Here is a 19,990-nt window from a genome sequence, read left to right as displayed (position 1 = left end):
AGGCGCGGATTGATGCCCAGGCGCGGATTGATGCCCAGGCGCGGATTGATGCCCAGGCGCGGATTGATGCCCAGGCGCGGATTGATGCCCAGGCGCGGATTGATGCCCAGGCGGCGGCTGGTATCCAGGCGACGAACCGTAGCCGTAGGGCGGCTGCGTCATCTACTCACGACACCGAACTGGCCGACGCGGTGAAGGTATTGCACTGTGCCGCACGGTCTTTGTCCACCCCGATCTCGAACCACGTGCCGCCGTTCGCCGCGGTCCCGTGATCGCGCATATCACCGCGCTGGTCACCGCGGCCGTGGGCGTCGCGGCGGGCGAGAGTGATCTGCGCGGTGGTCAGCGAACCGCCATTGGCCGAGGAGCCGAGGTACATGCCGTCGAAGCAGTTGGCCTGCAACTCGATTCGGCGCGAGAGCTCCAGACCCTTGTCGCTGCGGACGCCCGCGTCGACGCGATCACTGTTGGCCTTGCGCAGGATTCCGGCCATCGCCTGTACGTGGTGGCCGTACTCGTGGGCGAAGACCGACAGGTACACGATCCAGTTGTCCTTGAACAGATCGGTCTGCAACTGGCTGATCGGCATGTAGATCGTCTTGTTCGCCGGGCAGTAGAAAGCAGCGAAATTACTGGTGGAGCCGGTGCACGGCGTAGTGATGCCGTCCGTGGTCGCGCTGACATTCAGCGTCGGCGACTGGAATGGCAGATTCTTCTGCGCCAGTATGGGTTTCCACGCCGATTCCAGGCATCCCGCGGCGGTATCGAAGAACTTGCGCGCGGTGTCCACCTGGGTGCTCCACGGCGAGTACGAGCACTTCGCCGGGATCAACGTGCTGTTCGGATCGGTCAGCAGCGGGTTGGTTCCGGTCTCCGATACGCCGCCGTTCGAATCCGGTGTGTAGGTCATGCTGGGACCGGGGCCCGACGAAGTGTTGCTGTGCCTGCCGTGCGAAATCGCGCCGCGCACCAGGCCACCCGCGACCACGAACACAATGATCAACAGCAACGCGATCCATCCGCCGCCGCTCTTGCGCTGCTGCGGTGGACGTCCGGGCGGACCGTAGGGCATCGGGGCACGCTGTCCGTATCCGGGCGCTGGATAACCAGGCTGCTGGCCATAACCCGGCGGCGGACCATAACCGGGTTGGCCGTAACCGGACGGATAACCCTGCTGCTGGCCATATCCGGGCTGACCATGGCCATATCCGGGCTGCCCATAACCCGGCTGCTGGCCATAACCGGGCTGCCCCGGGGCGGGACGATATCCAGGCTGCCCATATGGCGCACCGGAACGGGGCGGAACCGGTTGTCCACCAGGCGGAACCGGCCCATAGCCGTACGGTGGTTGGGTCATGTCCCCCGTACCCCCTCGTCTCATGATCGCCGACCGTGTTGGATTTGCGGCGCTCCCGGGGCCATTCATGGTTACGCTGCGCTACCGCCTGCGGGCCCGTCGCTCGCGCCGGGCTGCTGACGCAGCTTAGCAACTTGTCTAGAGTAGGCAGCCATGCTGACTTTACGGGGGGGCGCCGCGAGCGCGCTGCTTCTCGCCGCTGCGGGAATGCTGGCCGCCGCACCGGTTGCCCACACGGAGCCCGCAGCCGATGGCGTCGATATTGTCGCGGATCTGAAGCTGAGCCGTGAGGGTGTACTCGAGGTCACCGAGAAGGTGACCGTCCCCGCCGACAGCGGCTTCAAAATGACACTGCCGCTTCGCCTCAAGGTCGGCGACGACGTCGAACGCGTCTTCAAGGTCACCGATGTCGACACCAAGGGCGCCGGCACCGCGACGGTCGCGAATGATCTGTTCACCATCGACGCCAAGCCGGGCGAATCGACCTTCACCTACGCGATCCACAACACGGTCAGCGACGCACCGGGAACCCAGGTCTTCCGCTGGCTCGGCACCATCAATGCCGATGTCGCATCGATCGACGCATCCCTGATCAGCCCGAGCTACGAAATGGGCGTGGTGGACTGCAAATTGGGTCCGCCCGGCAATCTACGGCAGTGCTCGGATCTGCAGATCGAAGCGGACGGTGTGCTCTATTGGCGCCAGACCGACCTGCGCAAGGGCGACAATATCGACCTGACCCTGCAGCTGCCGCCCGGCACGGTGCCCGCCAACGCCGATATTCGCGACAACAGCGAGGCGGGTGCCTTCTCCGTCACGACTCCGGTGCTCGTCGCATTCGGTGTGCTGCTGCTCGCACTGGCCGCAATGGCGGCCTGCGTGCTCAAGACCAGGCGGGAAAACGCCGCCGCCACAGCCGGTTCGGAGACGATCGACCCGCTGCTGCGCGACGGTAAGCAGGTCCAGTTCACCTCTCCGGACGGTATTCTGCCCGGCGAGGCGGGCGTTTTACTCGACGAACATGCCGATCCGAGCGATATCGCCGCGACGGTGATCGACCTTGCCGTGCGCCGGTACATCTGGATTACGCCCGTCAGCGATAGCGACTGGCGCATCGACCGGGTGAACGCCGCCGATGACCAACTGCGCGATTACGAAAAGGCGGTCTACCGCGCACTACTGCCGGACGGCACCGATTCGGTGACCGTCGGCGAATTGCGCACGCCAGGCCGTGTGCAGTCCCAAACGGTACGCAGCGCAATGCTCGCCGACGCCGTCGAGCGCGGTGCCTTCATCGACCGGGCCCGGATCGGATTGCCGATCCTGTCGGGTGGGGCACTGATCGTCGGCGGTATCGCCGCGACCGTCGCCTTGGCGCTCACCTCGGGCAGCGCATTGGTCGGTGTCGCCATTCTGCTTGCCGGCGTCGCGACCGTGCTGCTGCCGCGATTCCTACCGGTCCGCACGGCGCAGGGCCGCGAACTCGTCGGCCGGATCCGCGCGCTCCAGCGCGGCTTGGACGCGACTACCCGCGACCAGATTCCGCCCGCCGACCAGGAATTGGTCTTCTCGCGTGCACTGCCGTTCATGGTGATCGGCGGCCGCGCCGACAACTGGATCCGCGCCTTCCGCGAGCTGAACCTCGCCGCCGACTCCCAACCCGGCCTCTACTGGTTCGGCACCTTCGAACGCGACCGCAACCTGCAACGCTTCGCCGGCCACTTCCCCTACTTCATCACCGCCCTCGAAGCACTCTTCGCCTAAGGCCGCGACCGCTGAGATCCCCCGCCCCGCACGACAGCGGGACCGCTGCCCACCCAGCCGCCGAACCCACCGGCGCGCCCACTGAATGGTAGGCAGCCCATCGACGGTAGTCATACGGTGGCTCGACGCCCAGCCCCAACCACCATATGACTACCTCGAAAATGAAAGTCCCTGCAACGCAACCACAGCCGGTCCGAGCGTTGGCACGGCACACGACGTGCCCAGCGCGGTCGGGCAACCACTCGACAGCAATTGACGGGACTGTCGAGGCGGGGAGTCTGTGCGGGACAAGCGGACCCCGCTGCGACCACCAAGCCGTCGCGCAGTGCCGCTTACGTTGTCGATGTGCGGGGCTAGTCCGAAAGCACCGTGCGACGGATCGCTGAAAGCGGATCCGCGTAGAGAACACTGAGTGAGGTGACCACCGCGGCGAATTCCTGCACCTTGCCGCCGAATCCGCTGATCCGGATATCGGTCGGTGGGAGTTGGGAGGACTGGGTGAAGGCGCGGGCGACGTGGGCGACCGCGGGGCGGTAGCCGGTGAAAGCCTGGCCGCCGAGGATCACCCGGTCCGGATTGAGCATGTCGCGGACCATCGCGACGGTGTGTCCGAGGATGGTGGCTCGTTCGGCGAGCAGCTCCTGCGCATCCGCCGCGCCCGCCTCGGCGGCGCGGTACAGGTCGGCGATGGTGGTGCCGCCGGTGCCCTTGTGCGCCGGAATGATCTCGCGCCCAACGGCTCTGGCGTGCAGCGACCGATCACCGACGGTCACCTCGAGGCAGCCGCGCCGTCCGCAGGTGCATTCGACATCGGAGCCGGTCGGGAAGTGCGCGATCGACCCGGGACCGCTGCTGGGCGTATGCACCCGGCCGTCCAAAGTCACTGCGATACCGGCGGTTTCGCGAACATAGAAGTACAGGCTGCTGCCCGGACCACCGGTGCGTGCACCATCGCGCGGCTCGCCGGTCGGCAACAGCAGCTCCGACGCGGCCATGGCCTCGACGTGCGGCGCCACCGAAACCGGCAGCTCGAGCACCTCGCCGAGCACCGAACCGATCTGTGCGCCTTGCCAAGCCAACTTGGGGTGATCGACGATACCGGTCGCGGGATCGACCCGCCCACCGATCGCCACCCCGGCCCAGAGCGGTTTGCGCCTATGCCAGCGCTGCAGGAAGGCCTTGGCACTGCGCGCGACGGTCATGGTCGCGAAGTCCTGACCGGTCTGTGGCGTAGCGATCGCCAGTCCACCGAGGATGCGACCGCGCAGATCGGCCGCGACAATCTTGGTGACCGCGGCGCCGATGTGGATGCCGAGGGTCAGATAGGCCTCGTGGTCGATTTCGAACGGCACCCGCGGACGTCCGACCGCGCCCGATGCGGTCAGGTCGGGGCGCTCGCGCAGCAGCCCGGTGGCCAATAGTGCGGACACCTGACGGTTGACCGTCGCGATGCTCAAACCCGTTGTGCGCGCGGCATTGTCACGGGAAACCGGACCGCTGATCGCGGCGCGCAGCACGGCTGCGGCCGGGTTGTCGACGATGCGCAGCTCCGGCGCGACGACGGGACGCTGGACACGGACACGACCGGTGACAACCCTGGAGGCGGATCGATCAAGGGTGGGGAGGGACATATGAAGATTCCTTGCTGAAGTCCCGTACCACGGGACGTGCCTACATGTGCGGCGACGGGGCAGCGCACGAGCCGAAAGAGCGGCTCAGCTGCAGCAAGAACAACACAGTTCGCGAGTCAACGGCAGTCGCAGACCCAGCGCGGCGGTCACGTAGGTGACCCGCGGTGCGGTCGGACGGCTCGAAGACATGGGATCAAAGTTAACACCGAAATCGCCGCGCACCAAGCCCTATCGGCGAGCCCGGAACTCCTCGGATGGGTGGTTCGTTCCGAAATCCTTGGCGTGCACCGGGTTCCGAGCAAAATGTGGTCCAGAGCACGATTTGTCCGAAAAAGCCGAATGGGGGCCGCCACTTCGGCGACCCCCATGGGGTGACTGGCTCGCCCGATCCCGGGCTATTCGGTTACGCCGCTTCCGCGACCAGCTGACGACGGGCCAGCAGTGCGGTGGCCGAGGCGATCAGCCCCACCAGCGCGACCGCGGTGACCAGGTACAGGCCCGGCCGGTACTGCGCGATGCTGGTGGCGGCGCCGCCGCTGATCAGCCCGGTGACCACGGCGAGCACGACCGCGCCACCGATCTGACCGGAGGTCTGCACCAGCCCCGAGGCCAAGCCCTGCTCGTGGTCGGCGATGCCCTCGGTGGCCTGCACCATGACCGAGGAGAAACCGAGTGCGAAGCCCAGTCCGAGCAGCAGGAACGCGGGCAGGTAGGCCACGACGTAGGTCGGGTCGGCGCTACCACCGAAGGAGATGAACCAGACGTACCCGATCACGAACGAGGTCATCGAGGCGATGATCATCGGCGTGGTGCCGTAGCGGTCGATCAGCTTGCCCGCGACCGGCGACAGGATCGCCACGATAATGCCCGTCGGTGCGAGGGCCAGCGCCATCTTCAGTGGCGTCCAACCCAGGGTGTTCTGCAGGTACAGCGACACGATCGTCTGGAAGCTGATGTAGGAGCCGAAGATGGCGAGTGCGGCCAGATTCGCCCGGACGATCGACTTCACCTTGAAGATGCTCAGCCGCACCAGCGGGTGGGCGACCCTGTTCTCCACCACGAAGAAGGCACTCAGCAGGGCGATGGCGATTACGGTGGTCGCGACAACCGTTGCGGTGAGGCCCTTTTCGGGTGCGGTGACGATGGTGTAGACGGCAGCCAGCATGCCACCGGTCAACAGTGCGGCGCCGGCGAAGTCGATGCGGCCCTGCTCCTTCTCGATATTGCGCGGCACCACGAAGTAGGCGGTGAGTACCACGGCCGCGACGACCAGCACCGGGACGTAGAAGGTCAGTCGCCAGTCGATGCCGGTGAGCAGGCCCGAGACGATCAGACCGGAGGCGTAACCGGTGGCGCCGAAGACCGTGAAGATCGACAGCGCGCGGTTGCGGTCGTGGCCTTCCTTGAAGGTGGTGGTGATGATCGAGAGTGCGGCGGGGGCGGTGAATGCGGCGGCGACGCCCTTGATGATGCGGCTGGCGATCAGCAACGCACCGTCATCGACCAGACCGCCCGCGAGTGAGGCGAGTCCGAAAACCACCAGGGCCGTGAGGAATACCTGCCGACGGCCGAGCAGATCGGCGGCTCGGCCACCGAGCAGCAGCAGGCCGCCGTAGCCGAGGATGTAGCCGTTGACGATCCATTGCAGGCTCTCGGTATCGAGGCCCAGTTCGGATCCGATGGACGGGAGGGCGACGCCGACCATCGAGACGTCGAGCGCATCGAGGAACATCGCCAGTCCGGCGACGAAAAGCACGGCCCACAACTTCGGGCCCCAACGGCCCGGAGTGTGCTCGGTCGGTGCGACGGTCCGGGTATCGGATGCGGTAGCTGTCATAGTCACGTTCGGTAATTTAGATGCGCACGCATTAAATGTCAACGCAAGTAATGCGCGCACATGAAAGCCCAGGTCACGATCTTGCTGGTCAAGCCGAGAAGGGCCCGCTCAGTACTGAGCGGGCCCTGTGTCCGTGGTGCGGTCAGCCCGGGTAGACGTAGTGCTTCGGCCCGAAGTGGCCGGTCCCGCTGGAGCCCGCGTATGGCAGGTCGAGCGGGGCGATGTTGAGCTTGTGCGGGTTGCCGTCGAGGTCTGCTTGCCAGCAATCCTGCTGTACGCCATGGAAGCTGGTGCAAACGATCCGGGTGCTCGTACCGAACGGTGAGGTCAACCGGTTCCGGTCGGAAAGCGGATTCCAGTAGTCAGGATCGGATTGGACCGCGAAGTCCTTTGTCTCATAGACCTGGAACGCGCCGCCACCGTCCGAGGGCCAGTCGTCGGCTACGGCAGCACCCGCACCGATCAGCAGTGTGGCGCCGGCCGTTGCGAAGGGTAGGGCGATTCGCAGAACACGCTTTGTCTCGAAGTTCATCTCGATCCTCTTCTGCTTCAGGAGTCTCTGAACAGCCTGAGCATCCCACCCCGGGTTCGCCGCCCAATCTTCCCGGCGACAAGAAGCCCCGCCCAGTCGAGAGGTACTGGGCGGGGCCTGTTTCCGTGGCGACGGTGAGGCCACGGATGTCGTAGGACCTACTTGGCCGGGACCAGCGGCTGGTTGATGGTGGTGAAGTACTGGATTGCCGCACCGATCGCGACCGGAGCCGTGATCAGGATCTGCCCGGCCAGGGTGCCCAGCGCACCGATGGCGATGATGCCGCCGAGGCAGCCGATGGCCGCGGCCGGGATGAACGGGCCGAAGAGGCCGACGATGGTGGCCGAGGCGACCGTCGCACCGGCGATACCCCCCAGGACGCACCCTGCCGCACCGCCGACGAGACCACCGACCAGCGTGCCGATGGTGGCCCCCGCCGAGATGGTGCTCGTCAGTCGGGTCCAGGCCGCGACCTCACGGTCGTATTCGGTCTTCCACGGCGCCTTGTCCTCATAGGGCAGCGCGACCGGCTTATATGCCGCATGTTCGCGATCGATCTGCGGGGTCAATGTCGCGGTGCGATCAGAAATCTGTGCGGCGATCGGGAATTCGAAGTCATCGATCCGGAACCGCAGCGGAGTGCCCCCGAGCACGGTGCCATCGGCGGCCTTGATCTTGAAGACATCGTCCTCGACCACCAGCGAACCCGCGTCGGTCTTGATGATCGATGAATCGTTCACCGCCTCGGCGGTGAAATTGATTGCGCTATTGTCACTTTCGGTCGCAGCCGGGGCGGCGCCAGAGGTGCCCGCGGCCACTCCGGTCGCCATGGTCACCAGCGCCGCGACGACGGCGAGCTTCCTCATCTTCATGTACTGCATTCCCTCATCTAGGTGTTGCTATCGAGGGGAAAGCATCGACGAGAAATCAGTCGGGCACGAGGGAAAAATACAGACAGATTCGAATAGGCAAACCCGGAGCGACCTCAGGACTTCTTGGCCGCGGCCTTCATCTGCTTCTTGAAAGCCCTTACTTCCAAAAGGGATTCGCCGTCGACAATATCGGCGGCCGAGCGCCGCGAGCCCGCTTCGGAGTAGGCGCCGGCCGCCGCTTCCCACCCCTTCGGCTGCACTCCGAGCTGCTTGCCGAGCAGCGCGAGGAAGATCCTGGCCTTCTGATCGCCGTAGCCCGGCAGGTCCTTCAAACGACGCAACACCTCTTTGCCGTCCGGATCCTCCTGGGTCCAGATGCGTTCGGTCTTGCCGTCGTAATGCTCGACCACATAGCGCGCGAGTTCCTGGGTGCGACGTGCCATGGACCGGCCGTAGCGATGAATGGCGGGCGGGGTCGCGCACAATTCTTCGAACGCCTCGGTATCGGCGTCGGCGATCCGCTGAATATCGAAGCCGTCCATGCGGTCGGCAATTTTCTTCGGCCCGCGGAAGGCGTGTTCGAGCGGAAACTGCTGATCGAGCAGCATGCCGGTCAGTAGCGCGAAGGAATCCTCGGAAAGGAGCTTGTCCGCCTCCGGCTCCTGGGCGAGACACAGCTTGACAGTCGCGGACTTCGCTTTGGCCACGGGACTTCCTTTCGCTGGTACCGGACTCAGTCGATCATCTCACTCGGCGCCGCTGGCGACCGCTCGCAGGTCGCTCGAAAATGTCGCCCGCGTGATCCGGCCCACCCGGGATCGGTGGTATGCCCGAATCGTGACTGATCTCACAGACCTGCCGTGCGATGCGGTCGGTGCCGAAGTAGGCTCAGCGCCATGCCTCAGACGACGGCAATACCAAGAGACGGAATCGGGCCCATGAATATGCAGGGGTTACGCCCGGATCGCTTCGACAGCGCGGGCCAGGATCAGTTGGTCGATGTACGGGATCTGCAGGCGGCACTGCCGGGCATCCGCCGACTGCGCACGTGGGCACATGACGCATTGGCGCTGCAGCCCGGCGAAAGTGCGGTCGATGTCGGGTCGGGCACCGGTTCGGAGGTCATCGCTATCGCGGATGCGGTCGGCCCGACCGGCACCGCGATCGGCGTCGAACCCGATCCGCAACTGCTCGCCTCCGCCGAACGCCGCGCTCTGCAGGCCGGTTCGACGGCGAAATTCCATTCCGGAGACGCCTATGGACTGCCGTTCGGCGCGAACAGCTTCGACGCCGCCCTCTGCGAGCGGGTGTTCCAGCACCTGACCGCACCGAATCGCGCCGCCAACGAGATCGCCCGGGTGCTCAGGCCAGGTGGCCGCATCGTGGTGATGGACAGCGACTGGGGCACGGCGATCGTGCATCCCGGCGACCGGCAGGTCGTTCGGGAGGTCGTCGACACCCTGATCGCCGCAACCACCAACCCCTTCTCCGGCCGCAGGCTGCCCGGACTGCTGACCAAGGCAGGCCTGGTGATCGACGAGGTCGGCTCGCACGCCCTGGTCCAGGACCGGACGGTCGGGGCAGGCGCGCTGGTCAATCGCATCTCGGCGATGGCGGTCGCGCGCGGTTCCATCACCGAGGCGCAGCGCGATCAGCTCATCGCGGATCTGGAACGGGGCGCCGAAACCGGTGACGTGCACCTATCGGTGACCATGTTCGCCGTGCTGGCGCATAAACCCCGCTGATCGTGGCGGTCGACGTATCGATCGAGGCGGTGATCGAGCGTCCACGTGCCCAGGTCGCCGCGTTCGCGGGCGATCCGTCGAACGCCCCGCGGTGGTACGCCGATATCGACCGCATCGAATGGCAGACCGAGCCGCCACTGCGGGTCGGATCGCGCATGGAATTCGTCGCGCGGTTCCTCGGCAGACAGCTCGTCTATACCTATGAAGTAGTCGAGTACCTGCCCGGCGAACGACTGGTGATGCGCACCGCCGAGGGACCGTTCCCGATGGAGACGACCTACACCTGGGCCGACGCCGGAGCGGACCGCACCCGAATGACCCTGCGCAACACCGGAACTCCCAGCGGATTCGGCAAAATGGCCGCACCGATCATGGAGGCGGCAATGCGGCGGGCCAATCGCGCCGATCTGGCACGGTTGCGGGCACTACTGGAGGCTTGAAATATGGTGGGCGCGTATCGATTCGATACGCGCCCACCATATTCTTCGACTACTTCTGGAGCAGCTTCTCGGTGGCCGCGAGCAGTACGCAGGTGGCCAGACCGTCCATTGCCTTCTCCAGTTCCGGCAGCTGCGGGAAGCTGGGGGCGATGCGGATGTTCTTGTCTTCCGGGTCATTCTTGTACGGGAAGGCCGAACCGGCCGCGGTGAGCGCGATACCCGCATCCTTGGCCAGTGCGATCACCCGGGCCGCGGTGCCCTCCAGGACATCGAGGCTGATGAAGTAACCGCCCTTCGGCTCGGTCCAGGACGCCACCTTGGACGCGCCGAGCCGATCCTCCAGAATCTTCAGTACCAGTGCGAATTTCGGTTCGAGGATGGCGCGATGCTTCTGCATATGCGCACGCACGCCATCGGCATCCTTGAAGAACCGCAGGTGGCGCAGCTGGTTGATCTTGTCCGGACCGATGCTCTTCTTCGAGGCGTGCTCGAGATACCAGCTCAGGTTCGGCGTGGAGGCCCCGAGGAAGCTCACCCCCGCACCGGCGAAGGTGATCTTCGAGGTGGACGCGAAAACGATGGGGCGGTTCGGATTTCCGGCCGCGGCGGCCATACCGAGCACATCGAGAACGGGGGCGGCGGTATCGGTCAGCGGATGTACCGCGTAGGCGTTGTCCCAGAACAGGCGGAAGTCCGGCGCCGCGGTGGGCATCGAAATCAACTCCTGGACAACCTCTTCGGAGAAGATGACGCCGGTCGGGTTGGAGTAGTTCGGCACCGCCCACAGACCTTTGATCTGCGGATCATTTGCCACCAGTTCGGCAATGGCGTGCACATCCGGTCCGTCGTGACCGATCGGAACCGGAATCATCTCGAAGCCGAGCGCCTCGGTGATCGCGAAATGCCGGTCGTAGCCGGGGCTCGGACACAAGAACTTCAGCGTGGGCTCGGCCACCCAGCGGCGCTCGGAATCCGGTGTGCCGTACAGCAATGCGTAGCTGATCACATCGTGCATCAGCTCGAGGCTGGCGTTATTGCCCGCGATCAGGTTCTCGACCGGAATGCCGAGCAGCTCGCCGAAGATCGCGCGCAATTCCGGGAGACCGTGCAGCCCACCGTAGTTGCGGCAGTCGGTGCCGGTGCCGTCCTTGAAATCGCCGGGACCGGGCAGGGTGAGCAGTTCCGCGGAGAGGTCGAGTTGTTCTGGCGAAGGTTTACCCCTGGTCAGATCCAGCGTGAGCTTCTCGGTCTTGAGCGTCGCGTAATTCGCGGTCTGGGTCTCGTGTTCGGACACAAGCTCAGGGGGGCTCATCAAACCGATCTGCGTTTGCCGGGGCATCCTGGGCAGCCTTTCGAAGCAGCGAAGGGGCGATTGACGTCCGAGCCGATGTGCCGCGGTCGGACCGTTGATCCGGCCGAGCGCGTTCGACGTCCGGCGGACCGTGTTCACGTTACCCCGGCGGTTGCTCCGAATTGGAGTGAATATAGGGGACCCCGCGCACCCGGCAGAGCCCGTTGACCCTTGCTGCCTTCCGGCCCTGGGGGAGTTCACAGGATGCGCGCCGCGCGGGATCCGTTCGTAAGTGTAGCTGGCGGATCCGACAATGATCACCACCGGGGCCCCGAAAATGGTCCGAACTGGGACTTCCCCGCCCGACCAGCCCCAATTTGGTGACCTACCGGGTGCACCCGGTATGCTGCTGCACGGAGGATTCGCCTAGTGGCCTATGGCGCTCGCCTGGAACGCGGGTTGGGTTAACGCCCTCAGGGGTTCAAATCCCCTATCCTCCGCCACAAACAGCAGGTCAGGTTCGTTTACGCGAACCTGACCTGCTGTTTTTGTACGCACCGGTCCGCCCTTGCGGGGTCAGTCGCCGAAAACTGTGGTCATGGTCTGGGTGGCCACCGTGCGCAGGGGCGCGGGACGTAGTCGACGGCGAAGGCGGCGAGGGGGTGCGGACCATGCACCAGAGGACGTAGTGCTGGAGTCGGTCCCCGAGAAGAGCAAAAACTTTGCCGGGCTGTGCCGAATCACTCGGTTGAGCTTCAGGAACTATCCCAATTCTTCGGTGGCGCAGTCGGATACCTCGTTCAGCGCAGCGCGCAGCAGGTCGGCGTAGATATCGATGTCCGGTAGCGCGGCGGTGTCGGCGTGGATCGAGACGGTGACGGTATCGCCGAGGCCGTGTACACCGTGGGTGAGGTGCATTACCGAGCCGATTGCCGGGAAGCCGCCGGTGAAGCGGACGGGGGCGCCGCCGAAGGTCAGGTCGGCCGGGCCGCGATGGACGCTGGAGACCACGGTGTGTCCGGCGATCGAGTCGGGGACGGTGTCGAGTGGGTAGCGCTCGATATCGCGGCGTAGTAGTGCGGCGGGGGTAACTGCGGTGACGCGGTCCTGGGCGGTCAGCAGTGGATGCTGGGCGCGGGTTCGGCGATCGGTGAGGGCCGTCGCGATTTTGTCGGCGCGGGCCAGTAGATCCGGTTCATCGATGAACAGGTCGACGCCTAGGCTGCGGTAGTTATTGCGGGCCGTTATCCGGTTGTCGGACAACGCCATCGGCACCTGGGCGCCCAGACGGTCCACTCGTTCGCCTCGCGCCGTGAGGTAGCGATCGAGTGCGATCGACACGGCGGTCAGCGCGACTACGGTCACGGTTTGGCCCGAGATGCGCAGCCGTTCGGCATCGCAGACGATCATCCGCACCTGATGAGCATGCCGATCCGGCGAACCGCCCCGGTTCACCAGACTCGGCGTGAACTCGGGCCCAGGCCCCGGAAGCCTTCCCGCAGTTGTCAATTCGGCCAACTCCTGCTGCGCCCGGAATGCTTGGTAACCGCGGATCGCCGTGCGCGCGAACTGAATCGGCATCCGAAGCAGCCCCAGCACCGAATGCACATTTATGGGATACACGGCCGCATCGAGCCGTCGACCGCGGCTGGACGGTGCACCAACCCCACCATCCTCGGAAAACAGCGCCCTGGCGATCTCCGCCCCCCGCCGCCCATCCGCCAACGCATGCGACATCTGCAACACAACCACCATCGCGGGTCCAGCAGCCCCGGGGGCGCCGATAACCCCACGGAACACATGTAACCGCCACGGCCGCACCGCGGCGTCCACCCCGGTGCCGAGCAGTTTGCCGAGCACTGCACACACACTCGGCCAATCTGGTTCCGGAAGGAAATGTTCCACAAATTGCTCGGCACGGAATTCGCATCGAATCCATGTCGGATAGTCCAGATCCGCGGGCAGCGCGCGCAGCCGGACCGACAGATCGGCAATGTCGGCACTGCGCCGCTCGACGAACTCGCGCAGTTGGGCACCGGAACGTCCGGAATCGTTGAAGCAATAGAGCATGAAGAGGTCATTTCGGGTACGGCCCGACAGCCAGTACATCGTCGCGTCCTGGGCGGCCACCGTACTCACGACTCGACGATATGGCACCGGCGACCAGTGGTCGTGAGCGGCACCGGAAATCTGAATGATCTTGTTCCACATTGCGGTTCAGGGAAACCTATCGATTCCTGATCGATCCCCTGCTACCGTCTGTAGTAGAACACGTACCACCACTCACCCAGAGCGGGGTGTCGGCCATGGCTATTGACGTAGGTCGTAAGGCAAGCGAACAAGCCAACTCGTTCGACGAGCGATATAAGGCCGCCGCGTTCATGAAGCGGTCGATCAACAAGGTCTTCCCGACACACTGGTCGTTCCTACTCGGCGAGATCGCGCTCTACAGCTTCATCATTCTGGTGCTGTCCGGTACCTATCTGACGCTGTACTTCGACCCATCGATGGCCGAAGTCACCTACAACGGCGCGTACCAGCCGCTACGCGGGGTGTCCATGACCCGCGCCTACGAGACAGCGCTGAACCTCTCCTTCGAGGTCCGCGGCGGCCTTTTCGTGCGCCAAGTCCACCATTGGGCCGCACTACTGTTCGCGGCCTCCATCATCGTGCACCTGTTCCGGATCTTCTTCACCGGCGCATTCCGCAAGCCGCGCGAGGCGAACTGGGTGCTCGGCTCGCTGCTGCTGATCCTGGCAATGTTCGAGGGGTACTTCGGCTACTCGCTGCCAGACGACCTGCTCTCGGGCACCGGCCTGCGGGCGGCGTTCTCGTCGATCACACTCGGCATTCCGCTCATCGGCACCTGGATGCACTGGCTGATGTTCGGCGGCGACTATCCGGGCGAGATCATCCTTCCGCGACTGTTCATCGCGCACGTGCTGCTGTTCCCCGGCATCATGCTCGCGCTGATCGCCGCGCATATCGCGCTGGTCTGGTACCAGAAGCACACACAATTCCCGGGACCGGGTCGCAGCGAGAACAATGTCATCGGTGCGCGCATCGTGCCGGTCTTCGCCGCGGACCAGGGTGCGTTCTTCGCATTCACGCTCGGTGTCGTGGCACTCATGGGCGGCCTGCTGCAGATCAATCCGATCTGGGCCTTCGGCCCATACAGCCCGGCCAAGGTATCGGCGGGCACCCAGCCGGACTTCTACATGATGTGGACCGACGGCATGATGCGCCTGATCCCGCCCTGGGAGCTGTATCCGGGCCGCTATACCGTGCCCGCACCGTTCTGGGGCGCGATGATCATGGGCCTGGTGTTCGCCGTGCTGATCGCCTATCCGTGGATCGAACGGCGCCTGACCAAGGACACCGCGTACCACAACCTGCTGCAGCGACCACGCGACGTACCGGTCCGCACGGCGATCGGCGCGATGGCGATCACCTTCTACGTGGTACTGACGCTGTCCTGCGTGAACGACATCATCGCCTACAAATTCGACGTCTCATTGAATGCGACCACCTGGGTCGGCCGGATCGGCATTCTCACCCTGCCTGCGGTGGCCTACTTCGCCGCTTACCGCATCTGCCTGGGCCTGCAACGCTCCGATCGCGCGGTGCTCGAGCACGGCATCGAAACCGGCATTGTCCGACGGTTGCCGCACGGTGAGTACATCGAGATCCACCAGCCGCTCGGTCCGGTCGACGAGCACGGTCATCCGTTCCCGCTGACCTACCAGGGCGCGACGGTGCCGAAGAAGATGAACAAGCTGGGTTCAGCGGGCAGGCCGGGTACCGGCGGATTCTTCCGCCCCGATCCGTGGCAGGAGTCGCGCGCCAATCGGGCGGCCGAGCACGAGGAAGAGCGCAAACAGCTCGCCGTACTGCGCGCCGCGCAAGAGCAGACCGACGGCCAGCACCACTGAGAAAAGTCGCTCAGCACCTGCGAAGGCCCCGAGTCCGTGCCGACCCGGGGCCCGTGCTGTTGGTTCGGACCTACCTGTTGTTCAGGCGTGTCCGAACTCCCCCTGTGACATTCTGTTTAGGAATGCATTCCACTCGCCTGGCGTGAACGCCAACAACGGTCCATAGCCGTTGTCTTTGGTGTCGCGGACCGCCACGTTGCCGTCGACGAGAAATGCGACTTCCACGCAGTTCCCATCGGGGCCGCTGTATGTGCTCTTACGCCACACAGCGCCCGTCAAGTCAACTTCCACGGCACTAGCTCCTTTGCTGCGTCGAGAACGAGATTTTCTTCTGACATCGTTCTAACTAGCACCGGCATCCGGCGCGGAACGCCGAATCCCGTGGTGCGCCTTGCCAAAGCGCGCGACTTTCACGGTGCGTCGTGATCGCACTGCACTTCGAGGTGAATTCACCTCGCGGGGTCGCCCCCGCGCGGTAAACACTAGCAGGTTCATCGAGAATTTGCCGATCTCTTGCCCATTCAATCATCGCATTTGCCAATCTTGCGAAGATGGAGAGTTGCGGGGGCATTGCCGGAAGATGACATTCATTTCTATGTTTGCTGGGCAGCAAACTTTTCGGCGATGTGATTGCTCCGTGATCCGTCAATTAATCAAGATCGGCCGAACTCGGGTGGACGCCTGCGACACCGTCCGTGGATGATGGTCAGCATGGTCGAACGCCCGCGCGACGAGGCAGGTCGCGCACGTAATCCCCGTCCACGCGACCGGTTCGGGCGGCCGCTGCCGGTCGGCAGCGTCGGTGTGCCGCGAATTCCGGACGATCTGAATCTGCCGCCCCAGCAAACCCTCTCCTTCGCCCAGCAACTGCTGGATGACGGCCTGGCATTCAACGCACACGAGGTATTGGAGGCCGCGTGGAAGAACGGGCCGTTCGCCGAAAGGATGCTGTGGCAGGGTTTGGCGCAATATGCGGTCGGGCTGACGCACATCCAGCGCGCGAATCCGAAGGGCGCGCGCACCCTGCTCACCCGTGCGGTGGGCCGGCTGCGCACCTACGAGGCCGAGTCGGACACCGACCGATCGAACCGAAACAGCGATACGCCATACGGAATCGACCGTGCGGGCCTGATCGCGCACGCCGAGGCGCTGCTGGCCGCACTCGACAGCGGAACCGCGATCCCGGAAGACCGGCTCAAGCCGCGGCTGCTACTCCGGTGACCTGCCGCGGCCCTAGCATGGCAAACGTGCCAGTACCCAGAACTCCAGCAGGCAGGTACGCCCCGAGTCCGTCCGGCGATCTGCACATCGGAAATCTGCGCACCGCCGTGCTGGCCTGGTTGTTCGCGCGCTCGACCGGACGCCGCTTCGTGCTCCGTATCGACGATCTGGATCGCGTCCGGCCGGGCGCCGAACAGCGCCAACTGGCGGACCTCGCCGCGATCGGCTTGGACTGGGACGGTCCGGTCGTCCGGCAGAGCGACCGGTTGCCGCACTATCAAGCGGCCATCGATCGGCTCACCGCGGCCGGGCTCACCTACGAGTGCTATTGCACCCGAAAGGAAATCCAGCAGGCCGCGACCGCACCGCACGGACCGCTCGGCCACTATCCGGGCACCTGCCGCGATCTGACCGAGGCGCAGCGAATCGCGCACCGCGCCGAAGGACGTCCGGCCGCACTGCGGTTGCGTGCGCACGCGCGCGAATTCGAAATCACCGATGAATTGCACGGGCGCTACCGCGGCCCCGTCGACGATGTCGTACTGCGCCGCGGCGACGGAATTCCGGCGTACAACCTGGCCGTGGTCGTCGACGACGCGGAGCAGGGCATCGATCAGGTGGTCCGCGGCGACGATCTGCTGCCGTCGACACCGCGCCAGGCCTATCTCGCGACGCTGCTGAAACTTCCGGTTCCGCAGTACGCACATGTACCGCTGGTGCTCAACGCCGAAGGGAAGCGACTGGCCAAACGCGATGGCGCGGTGACACTCGCCGATCAGCTCGCCCTCGGCAACACACCCGACCAGGTCGCGGCCGTACTGGCCTGTTCGCTTGGCTATCCCCCGGTTTCGCCTGCCGAACTGCTCGACCGATTCGACCCGGCCGATCTGACCGAGGAACCGTGGATACTCGACGAGAATGGGTTGTTGCAACCCGCGCGATGTCCGTAACGTACGCAATCGACCGATCTACTGATCACTGACGAGGACACACATATGACAAGCGGTGGGTACGACCCCAACCAATATCCGCAAGGCGGGCAACCGTATCCGGGCGGACAGCAATACCCGCAGGGTGGACAGCAGTACCCGCAGGGGCAGCCGCCCCAGTACGGGCAGCAGCCACCGCAGTACGGGCAGCAGCCACCGCAGTACGGCCAGCAGCCGCAATACGGGCAGCAGCCCCAATACGGGCAGCCGCAGGATCCCTATGGCCAGCAGCCCTACCCGCAGCAGTACGGCGAGGTCGGTCAGCAGGGCCCCGGTGCCGGCCAGCCGGGTGAGCTGCTGCCCCGGTTCGGTGCGAGGTTCATCGATGGCCTGATCGTCGGCATCCCGGCCTACGTCATCGACCTGCTCCTGTCGAAGATCGGAATCGTCGGCTCGATCCTCGGTTTCATCGTCGTCATCGCGGCCCCCATCGCGTACTTCGTGCTGATGGAGACCAATATGGGGACCACGCTGGGCAAGAAGATCCTCGGCCTGCGGGTCGTTGCCCCCGGTGGCGCCGCCAAGATCACCCCGGATGTTTCGCTCAAGCGCAACCTCTACCTGGTGGCCAACATCGTCCCGTGCATCGGTCAGTTGGTCGCGATCGGCTTGATGATCTACATCGCGGTGACCATCGAGCAGGACCCGAACAAGCAGGGTTGGCACGACAAGTTCGCCGGCGGCACCCAGGTCGTCAAGGCCTGATCAGGCCGCGAACCCCGGATACAGCACAGGGGCGCTCCCGAAAATGGGAGCGCCCCTGGTGTTTTCGAAGGCTAATGCGTCGCCGTCAGCGCTACGTCGAGCACGATGTAGACAATCCAGAGCACGATGGCACCAGCGCCGATCCAGATTCCGGCCAGAGCCATACCGCGGCCCCCCTGGCCGCTCTCCTTGATCTGATTCAGTGCGATGACACCGAGGATGATTCCGACGATCGCGCCGATACCGCAACTGCACAGCCCGATTATCGACGCGATCAGCGAACCGATCGCGAGCCCGTTGTTCCCCTGCGCCTGCTGCGGATAGCCGTACGGCTGGTACGCATTCGGATAGCCCGGGTTCTGCGGGTACGGCTGCTGCGGACCGGCGACCGGCTGCTGCGGGTAGCTCGGGTACTGCGGCTGTGGTGGCGGGGTCTGAGCCGGCTGCTGCGGGTACTGGGGCGCGGAAGGGTACTGCGGTGTCGAGGGGTACTGCGGTACCGACCCCTGGGAGCCAGCCTCCGGCGACACGCCTTCGCCGCCGTACTGTTTCCACCATTCGTCGGAATCGCCGGGATTCGTCATTGCTACAGCCTATTCCACAACCTGGTTGGATGAAGCGCGTGAGTGAGTCCAAAACAGTCGAAGAACACCCAGAATCTGGGGGCCCCGCAGCGGCCCACGCGGCATTCGCCGTGGCCGCGCGGGGCTACTACACCCCCGTCGTCGCCCTGTTCACCGCGACACTGATCATCTCGAATATCTGCGCAACCAAAGGCGTCCAATTCTTCACCGATCATTCAGTGAAGCTTGGCCCCATCGAGGTCCTGCCGATCTCCACCGACGGTGCGTGGTTCCTGTTCCCCCTGGCCTACATCATCGGCGACGTGCTAAGCGAGGTCTACGGCTTCAAGGCCGCCCGCCGGGCCATCTACTACGGCTTCGCCATCCTGCTGCTCGCGGTCGTCTGCTTCAAGATCGCCATCGAGCTGCCCGCCGCCACCTTCTACGACAATCAGGAAGCCTTCCGGTCCGTCATCGGCACCACGCCGCAGCTGGTCGCCGCAGGCCTTTCCGGCTACTTCGTCGGCGAGATGCTCAATTCGGCATCGCTGGTGCTGATCAAGGAGAAGACCAAGGAAAAGCACCTGTGGGCGCGGTTGATCGGTTCCACGATCGTCGGCGAATTCGGTGACACGCTGATCTTCTGCTCGATCGCGGCCACCGCCATCGGCATCGATAGCTGGGGACAGTTCGTGAACTACGTGATCGTCGGATTCCTCTGGAAGACGCTCGCCGAGGTCATCGTGCTGCCGATCACCTACCGGGTGATCGCCTTCCTGAAAAAGCACGAGCCGAGCTACGCACCACGCGAAACTCCCGCGCTCCTGAGCTGAATCATGTGACACCGCAGGCTGACTCGTCACGTAACCACGACGGAGCGAGTCTTACGACCGACCGTTCGCAGCCCGTCTCGCGTCCGCGCCGAAGGCGCGGCCATTGAACACAGCCAAGCCGTCGAAGCGCATGCGCCGCAGACGCGAGCTCCCCTCGCCGACGCAACCACGACGAAGCGAGTCTTACGAGCAACCCGTTCGCGGCCCGTCTCGCGTCCGAACCGTCAAAGCGCATGCGCCGCAGACGCGAGTCTCGACGGCTCGGACGCGAGACACCA

18 protein-coding genes, 1 tRNA gene and 1 other RNA gene are annotated in these 19,990 nt (G+C 64.8%); 9 read left to right on the top strand and 11 right to left on the bottom strand.

Annotated elements, in window-relative coordinates; genetic code table 11:
- Window positions 1-166: 166 nt before the first annotated feature.
- Complete coding sequence (locus AB0J47_RS40975; RefSeq protein WP_364359703.1) at window positions 167-1,357, bottom strand: neutral zinc metallopeptidase; 1,191 nt, start codon at window positions 1,355-1,357, stop codon at window positions 167-169.
- A 153-nt stretch (window positions 1,358-1,510) separates the two neighbouring features.
- Here AB0J47_RS40975 and AB0J47_RS40970 point away from each other — a divergent pair, with 153 nt between their 5' ends.
- Window positions 1,511-3,121 (top strand): DUF2207 domain-containing protein, encoded by a 1,611-nt coding sequence (locus AB0J47_RS40970; protein ID WP_364359700.1) that lies wholly within the window; start codon window positions 1,511-1,513, stop codon window positions 3,119-3,121.
- Between the two features lie 353 nt (window positions 3,122-3,474).
- On the opposite strand, the gene AB0J47_RS40965 is transcribed toward AB0J47_RS40970, so the two are convergent.
- The 5 genes from AB0J47_RS40965 to AB0J47_RS40945 form a co-directional block, all read right to left on the bottom strand.
- On the bottom strand, window positions 3,475-4,752 hold the full coding sequence (locus AB0J47_RS40965) for an ROK family protein (RefSeq protein ID WP_364359697.1): 1,278 nt from the start codon (window positions 4,750-4,752) through the stop codon (window positions 3,475-3,477).
- A 403-nt stretch (window positions 4,753-5,155) separates the two neighbouring features.
- Entirely contained in the window at window positions 5,156-6,589 is a 1,434-nt protein-coding gene (locus tag AB0J47_RS40960) for an MFS transporter (protein ID WP_364359709.1), read from the bottom strand.
- A 142-nt stretch (window positions 6,590-6,731) separates the two neighbouring features.
- Complete coding sequence (locus tag AB0J47_RS40955; RefSeq protein ID WP_364359694.1) at window positions 6,732-7,121, bottom strand: hypothetical protein; 390 nt, start codon at window positions 7,119-7,121, stop codon at window positions 6,732-6,734.
- 158 nt (window positions 7,122-7,279) lie between these two features.
- A complete protein-coding gene (locus tag AB0J47_RS40950) occupies window positions 7,280-7,993 on the bottom strand; it encodes a hypothetical protein (protein WP_364359691.1) in 714 nt (237 codons plus the stop codon).
- Window positions 7,994-8,106: 113 nt separating this feature from the next.
- On the bottom strand, window positions 8,107-8,700 hold the full coding sequence (locus AB0J47_RS40945) for an HhH-GPD-type base excision DNA repair protein (protein ID WP_364359688.1): 594 nt from the start codon (window positions 8,698-8,700) through the stop codon (window positions 8,107-8,109).
- Window positions 8,701-8,931: 231 nt separating this feature from the next.
- Between AB0J47_RS40945 and AB0J47_RS40940 the strand changes: the two genes are divergently transcribed.
- Both AB0J47_RS40940 and AB0J47_RS40935 read left to right on the top strand, forming a co-directional pair.
- On the top strand, window positions 8,932-9,738 hold the full coding sequence (locus tag AB0J47_RS40940) for a methyltransferase domain-containing protein (protein WP_364359685.1): 807 nt from the start codon (window positions 8,932-8,934) through the stop codon (window positions 9,736-9,738).
- A gap of 2 nt (window positions 9,739-9,740) precedes the next feature.
- The gene (locus AB0J47_RS40935; protein ID WP_364359682.1) at window positions 9,741-10,178 is read left to right on the top strand and encodes an SRPBCC family protein; all 438 of its coding nucleotides are present in this window, start codon (window positions 9,741-9,743) and stop codon (window positions 10,176-10,178) included.
- A gap of 49 nt (window positions 10,179-10,227) precedes the next feature.
- On the opposite strand, the gene AB0J47_RS40930 is transcribed toward AB0J47_RS40935, so the two are convergent.
- Both AB0J47_RS40930 and ffs read right to left on the bottom strand, forming a co-directional pair.
- Window positions 10,228-11,517 (bottom strand): aminotransferase class I/II-fold pyridoxal phosphate-dependent enzyme, encoded by a 1,290-nt coding sequence (locus AB0J47_RS40930; RefSeq protein WP_364359678.1) that lies wholly within the window; start codon window positions 11,515-11,517, stop codon window positions 10,228-10,230.
- Window positions 11,518-11,661: 144 nt separating this feature from the next.
- Window positions 11,662-11,756, bottom strand: an RNA gene (gene ffs, locus AB0J47_RS40925) — signal recognition particle sRNA small type.
- Between the two features lie 128 nt (window positions 11,757-11,884).
- Between ffs and AB0J47_RS40920 the strand changes: the two genes are divergently transcribed.
- Window positions 11,885-11,972 (top strand) — tRNA-Ser (locus tag AB0J47_RS40920).
- Between the two features lie 259 nt (window positions 11,973-12,231).
- Here AB0J47_RS40920 and AB0J47_RS40915 read toward each other — a convergent pair.
- Window positions 12,232-13,608, bottom strand: coding sequence for a WS/DGAT domain-containing protein (locus AB0J47_RS40915; protein ID WP_364359675.1), 1,377 nt, complete (start codon window positions 13,606-13,608; stop codon window positions 12,232-12,234).
- Window positions 13,609-13,775: 167 nt separating this feature from the next.
- Here AB0J47_RS40915 and AB0J47_RS40910 point away from each other — a divergent pair, with 167 nt between their 5' ends.
- Window positions 13,776-15,401, top strand: a complete 1,626-nt coding sequence (locus tag AB0J47_RS40910; protein WP_364359672.1) for a cytochrome bc complex cytochrome b subunit — start codon at window positions 13,776-13,778, stop codon at window positions 15,399-15,401.
- Window positions 15,402-15,482: 81 nt separating this feature from the next.
- Here AB0J47_RS40910 and AB0J47_RS40905 read toward each other — a convergent pair whose 3' ends face one another.
- The gene (locus AB0J47_RS40905) at window positions 15,483-15,692 is read right to left on the bottom strand and encodes a DUF397 domain-containing protein (protein ID WP_364359669.1); all 210 of its coding nucleotides are present in this window, start codon (window positions 15,690-15,692) and stop codon (window positions 15,483-15,485) included.
- A gap of 420 nt (window positions 15,693-16,112) precedes the next feature.
- Here AB0J47_RS40905 and AB0J47_RS40900 point away from each other — a divergent pair, with 420 nt between their 5' ends.
- The 3 genes from AB0J47_RS40900 to AB0J47_RS40890 are packed head-to-tail and all read left to right on the top strand — an operon-like array spanning window position 16,113 to window position 18,316.
- On the top strand, window positions 16,113-16,622 hold the full coding sequence (locus AB0J47_RS40900; protein ID WP_364359706.1) for a DUF309 domain-containing protein: 510 nt from the start codon (window positions 16,113-16,115) through the stop codon (window positions 16,620-16,622).
- 26 nt (window positions 16,623-16,648) lie between these two features.
- Entirely contained in the window at window positions 16,649-17,572 is a 924-nt protein-coding gene (gluQRS, locus tag AB0J47_RS40895) for a tRNA glutamyl-Q(34) synthetase GluQRS (protein ID WP_364359666.1), read from the top strand.
- Between the two features lie 45 nt (window positions 17,573-17,617).
- Window positions 17,618-18,316: an RDD family protein gene (locus tag AB0J47_RS40890; protein WP_364359663.1), complete on the top strand. Its 699-nt coding sequence runs from the start codon at window positions 17,618-17,620 to the stop codon at window positions 18,314-18,316.
- A 71-nt stretch (window positions 18,317-18,387) separates the two neighbouring features.
- Here the strand turns inward: AB0J47_RS40890 and AB0J47_RS40885 are convergent, their stop codons facing one another.
- Complete coding sequence (locus AB0J47_RS40885) at window positions 18,388-18,900, bottom strand: DUF4190 domain-containing protein (protein WP_364359660.1); 513 nt, start codon at window positions 18,898-18,900, stop codon at window positions 18,388-18,390.
- A 29-nt stretch (window positions 18,901-18,929) separates the two neighbouring features.
- On the opposite strand from AB0J47_RS40885, the gene AB0J47_RS40880 reads away from it, so the two are divergent.
- Complete coding sequence (locus AB0J47_RS40880; RefSeq protein WP_364359657.1) at window positions 18,930-19,712, top strand: queuosine precursor transporter; 783 nt, start codon at window positions 18,930-18,932, stop codon at window positions 19,710-19,712.
- Window positions 19,713-19,990: the final 278 nt, after the last annotated feature.

The organism is Nocardia sp. NPDC049737, assembly GCF_040674755.1.
Lineage (GTDB): Bacteria > Actinomycetota > Actinomycetes > Mycobacteriales > Mycobacteriaceae > Nocardia.
Note: the sequence above shows the minus strand (reverse complement) of the source record. Positions and strands in the feature narration are given on the sequence as shown.

Excerpts from the sequence above, each read along its gene's own strand:
- AB0J47_RS40975 (WP_364359703.1), bottom strand. The coding sequence starts at position 1,357 with ATGACCCAACCACCGTACGGCTATGGGCCGGTTCCGCCTGGTGGACAA.
- AB0J47_RS40970 (WP_364359700.1), top strand. The coding sequence starts at position 1,511 with ATGCTGACTTTACGGGGGGGCGCCGCGAGCGCGCTGCTTCTCGCCGCT.
- AB0J47_RS40965 (WP_364359697.1), bottom strand. The coding sequence starts at position 4,752 with ATGTCCCTCCCCACCCTTGATCGATCCGCCTCCAGGGTTGTCACCGGT.
- AB0J47_RS40960 (WP_364359709.1), bottom strand. The coding sequence starts at position 6,589 with ATGACAGCTACCGCATCCGATACCCGGACCGTCGCACCGACCGAGCAC.
- AB0J47_RS40955 (WP_364359694.1), bottom strand. The coding sequence starts at position 7,121 with ATGAACTTCGAGACAAAGCGTGTTCTGCGAATCGCCCTACCCTTCGCA.
- AB0J47_RS40950 (WP_364359691.1), bottom strand. The coding sequence starts at position 7,993 with ATGAAGATGAGGAAGCTCGCCGTCGTCGCGGCGCTGGTGACCATGGCG.
- AB0J47_RS40940 (WP_364359685.1), top strand. The coding sequence starts at position 8,932 with ATGAATATGCAGGGGTTACGCCCGGATCGCTTCGACAGCGCGGGCCAG.
- AB0J47_RS40930 (WP_364359678.1), bottom strand. The coding sequence starts at position 11,517 with ATGCCCCGGCAAACGCAGATCGGTTTGATGAGCCCCCCTGAGCTTGTG.
- AB0J47_RS40910 (WP_364359672.1), top strand. The coding sequence starts at position 13,776 with ATGGCTATTGACGTAGGTCGTAAGGCAAGCGAACAAGCCAACTCGTTC.
- AB0J47_RS40900 (WP_364359706.1), top strand. The coding sequence starts at position 16,113 with ATGGTCGAACGCCCGCGCGACGAGGCAGGTCGCGCACGTAATCCCCGT.
- AB0J47_RS40890 (WP_364359663.1), top strand. The coding sequence starts at position 17,618 with ATGACAAGCGGTGGGTACGACCCCAACCAATATCCGCAAGGCGGGCAA.
- AB0J47_RS40885 (WP_364359660.1), bottom strand. The coding sequence starts at position 18,900 with ATGACGAATCCCGGCGATTCCGACGAATGGTGGAAACAGTACGGCGGC.
- AB0J47_RS40880 (WP_364359657.1), top strand. The coding sequence starts at position 18,930 with ATGAAGCGCGTGAGTGAGTCCAAAACAGTCGAAGAACACCCAGAATCT.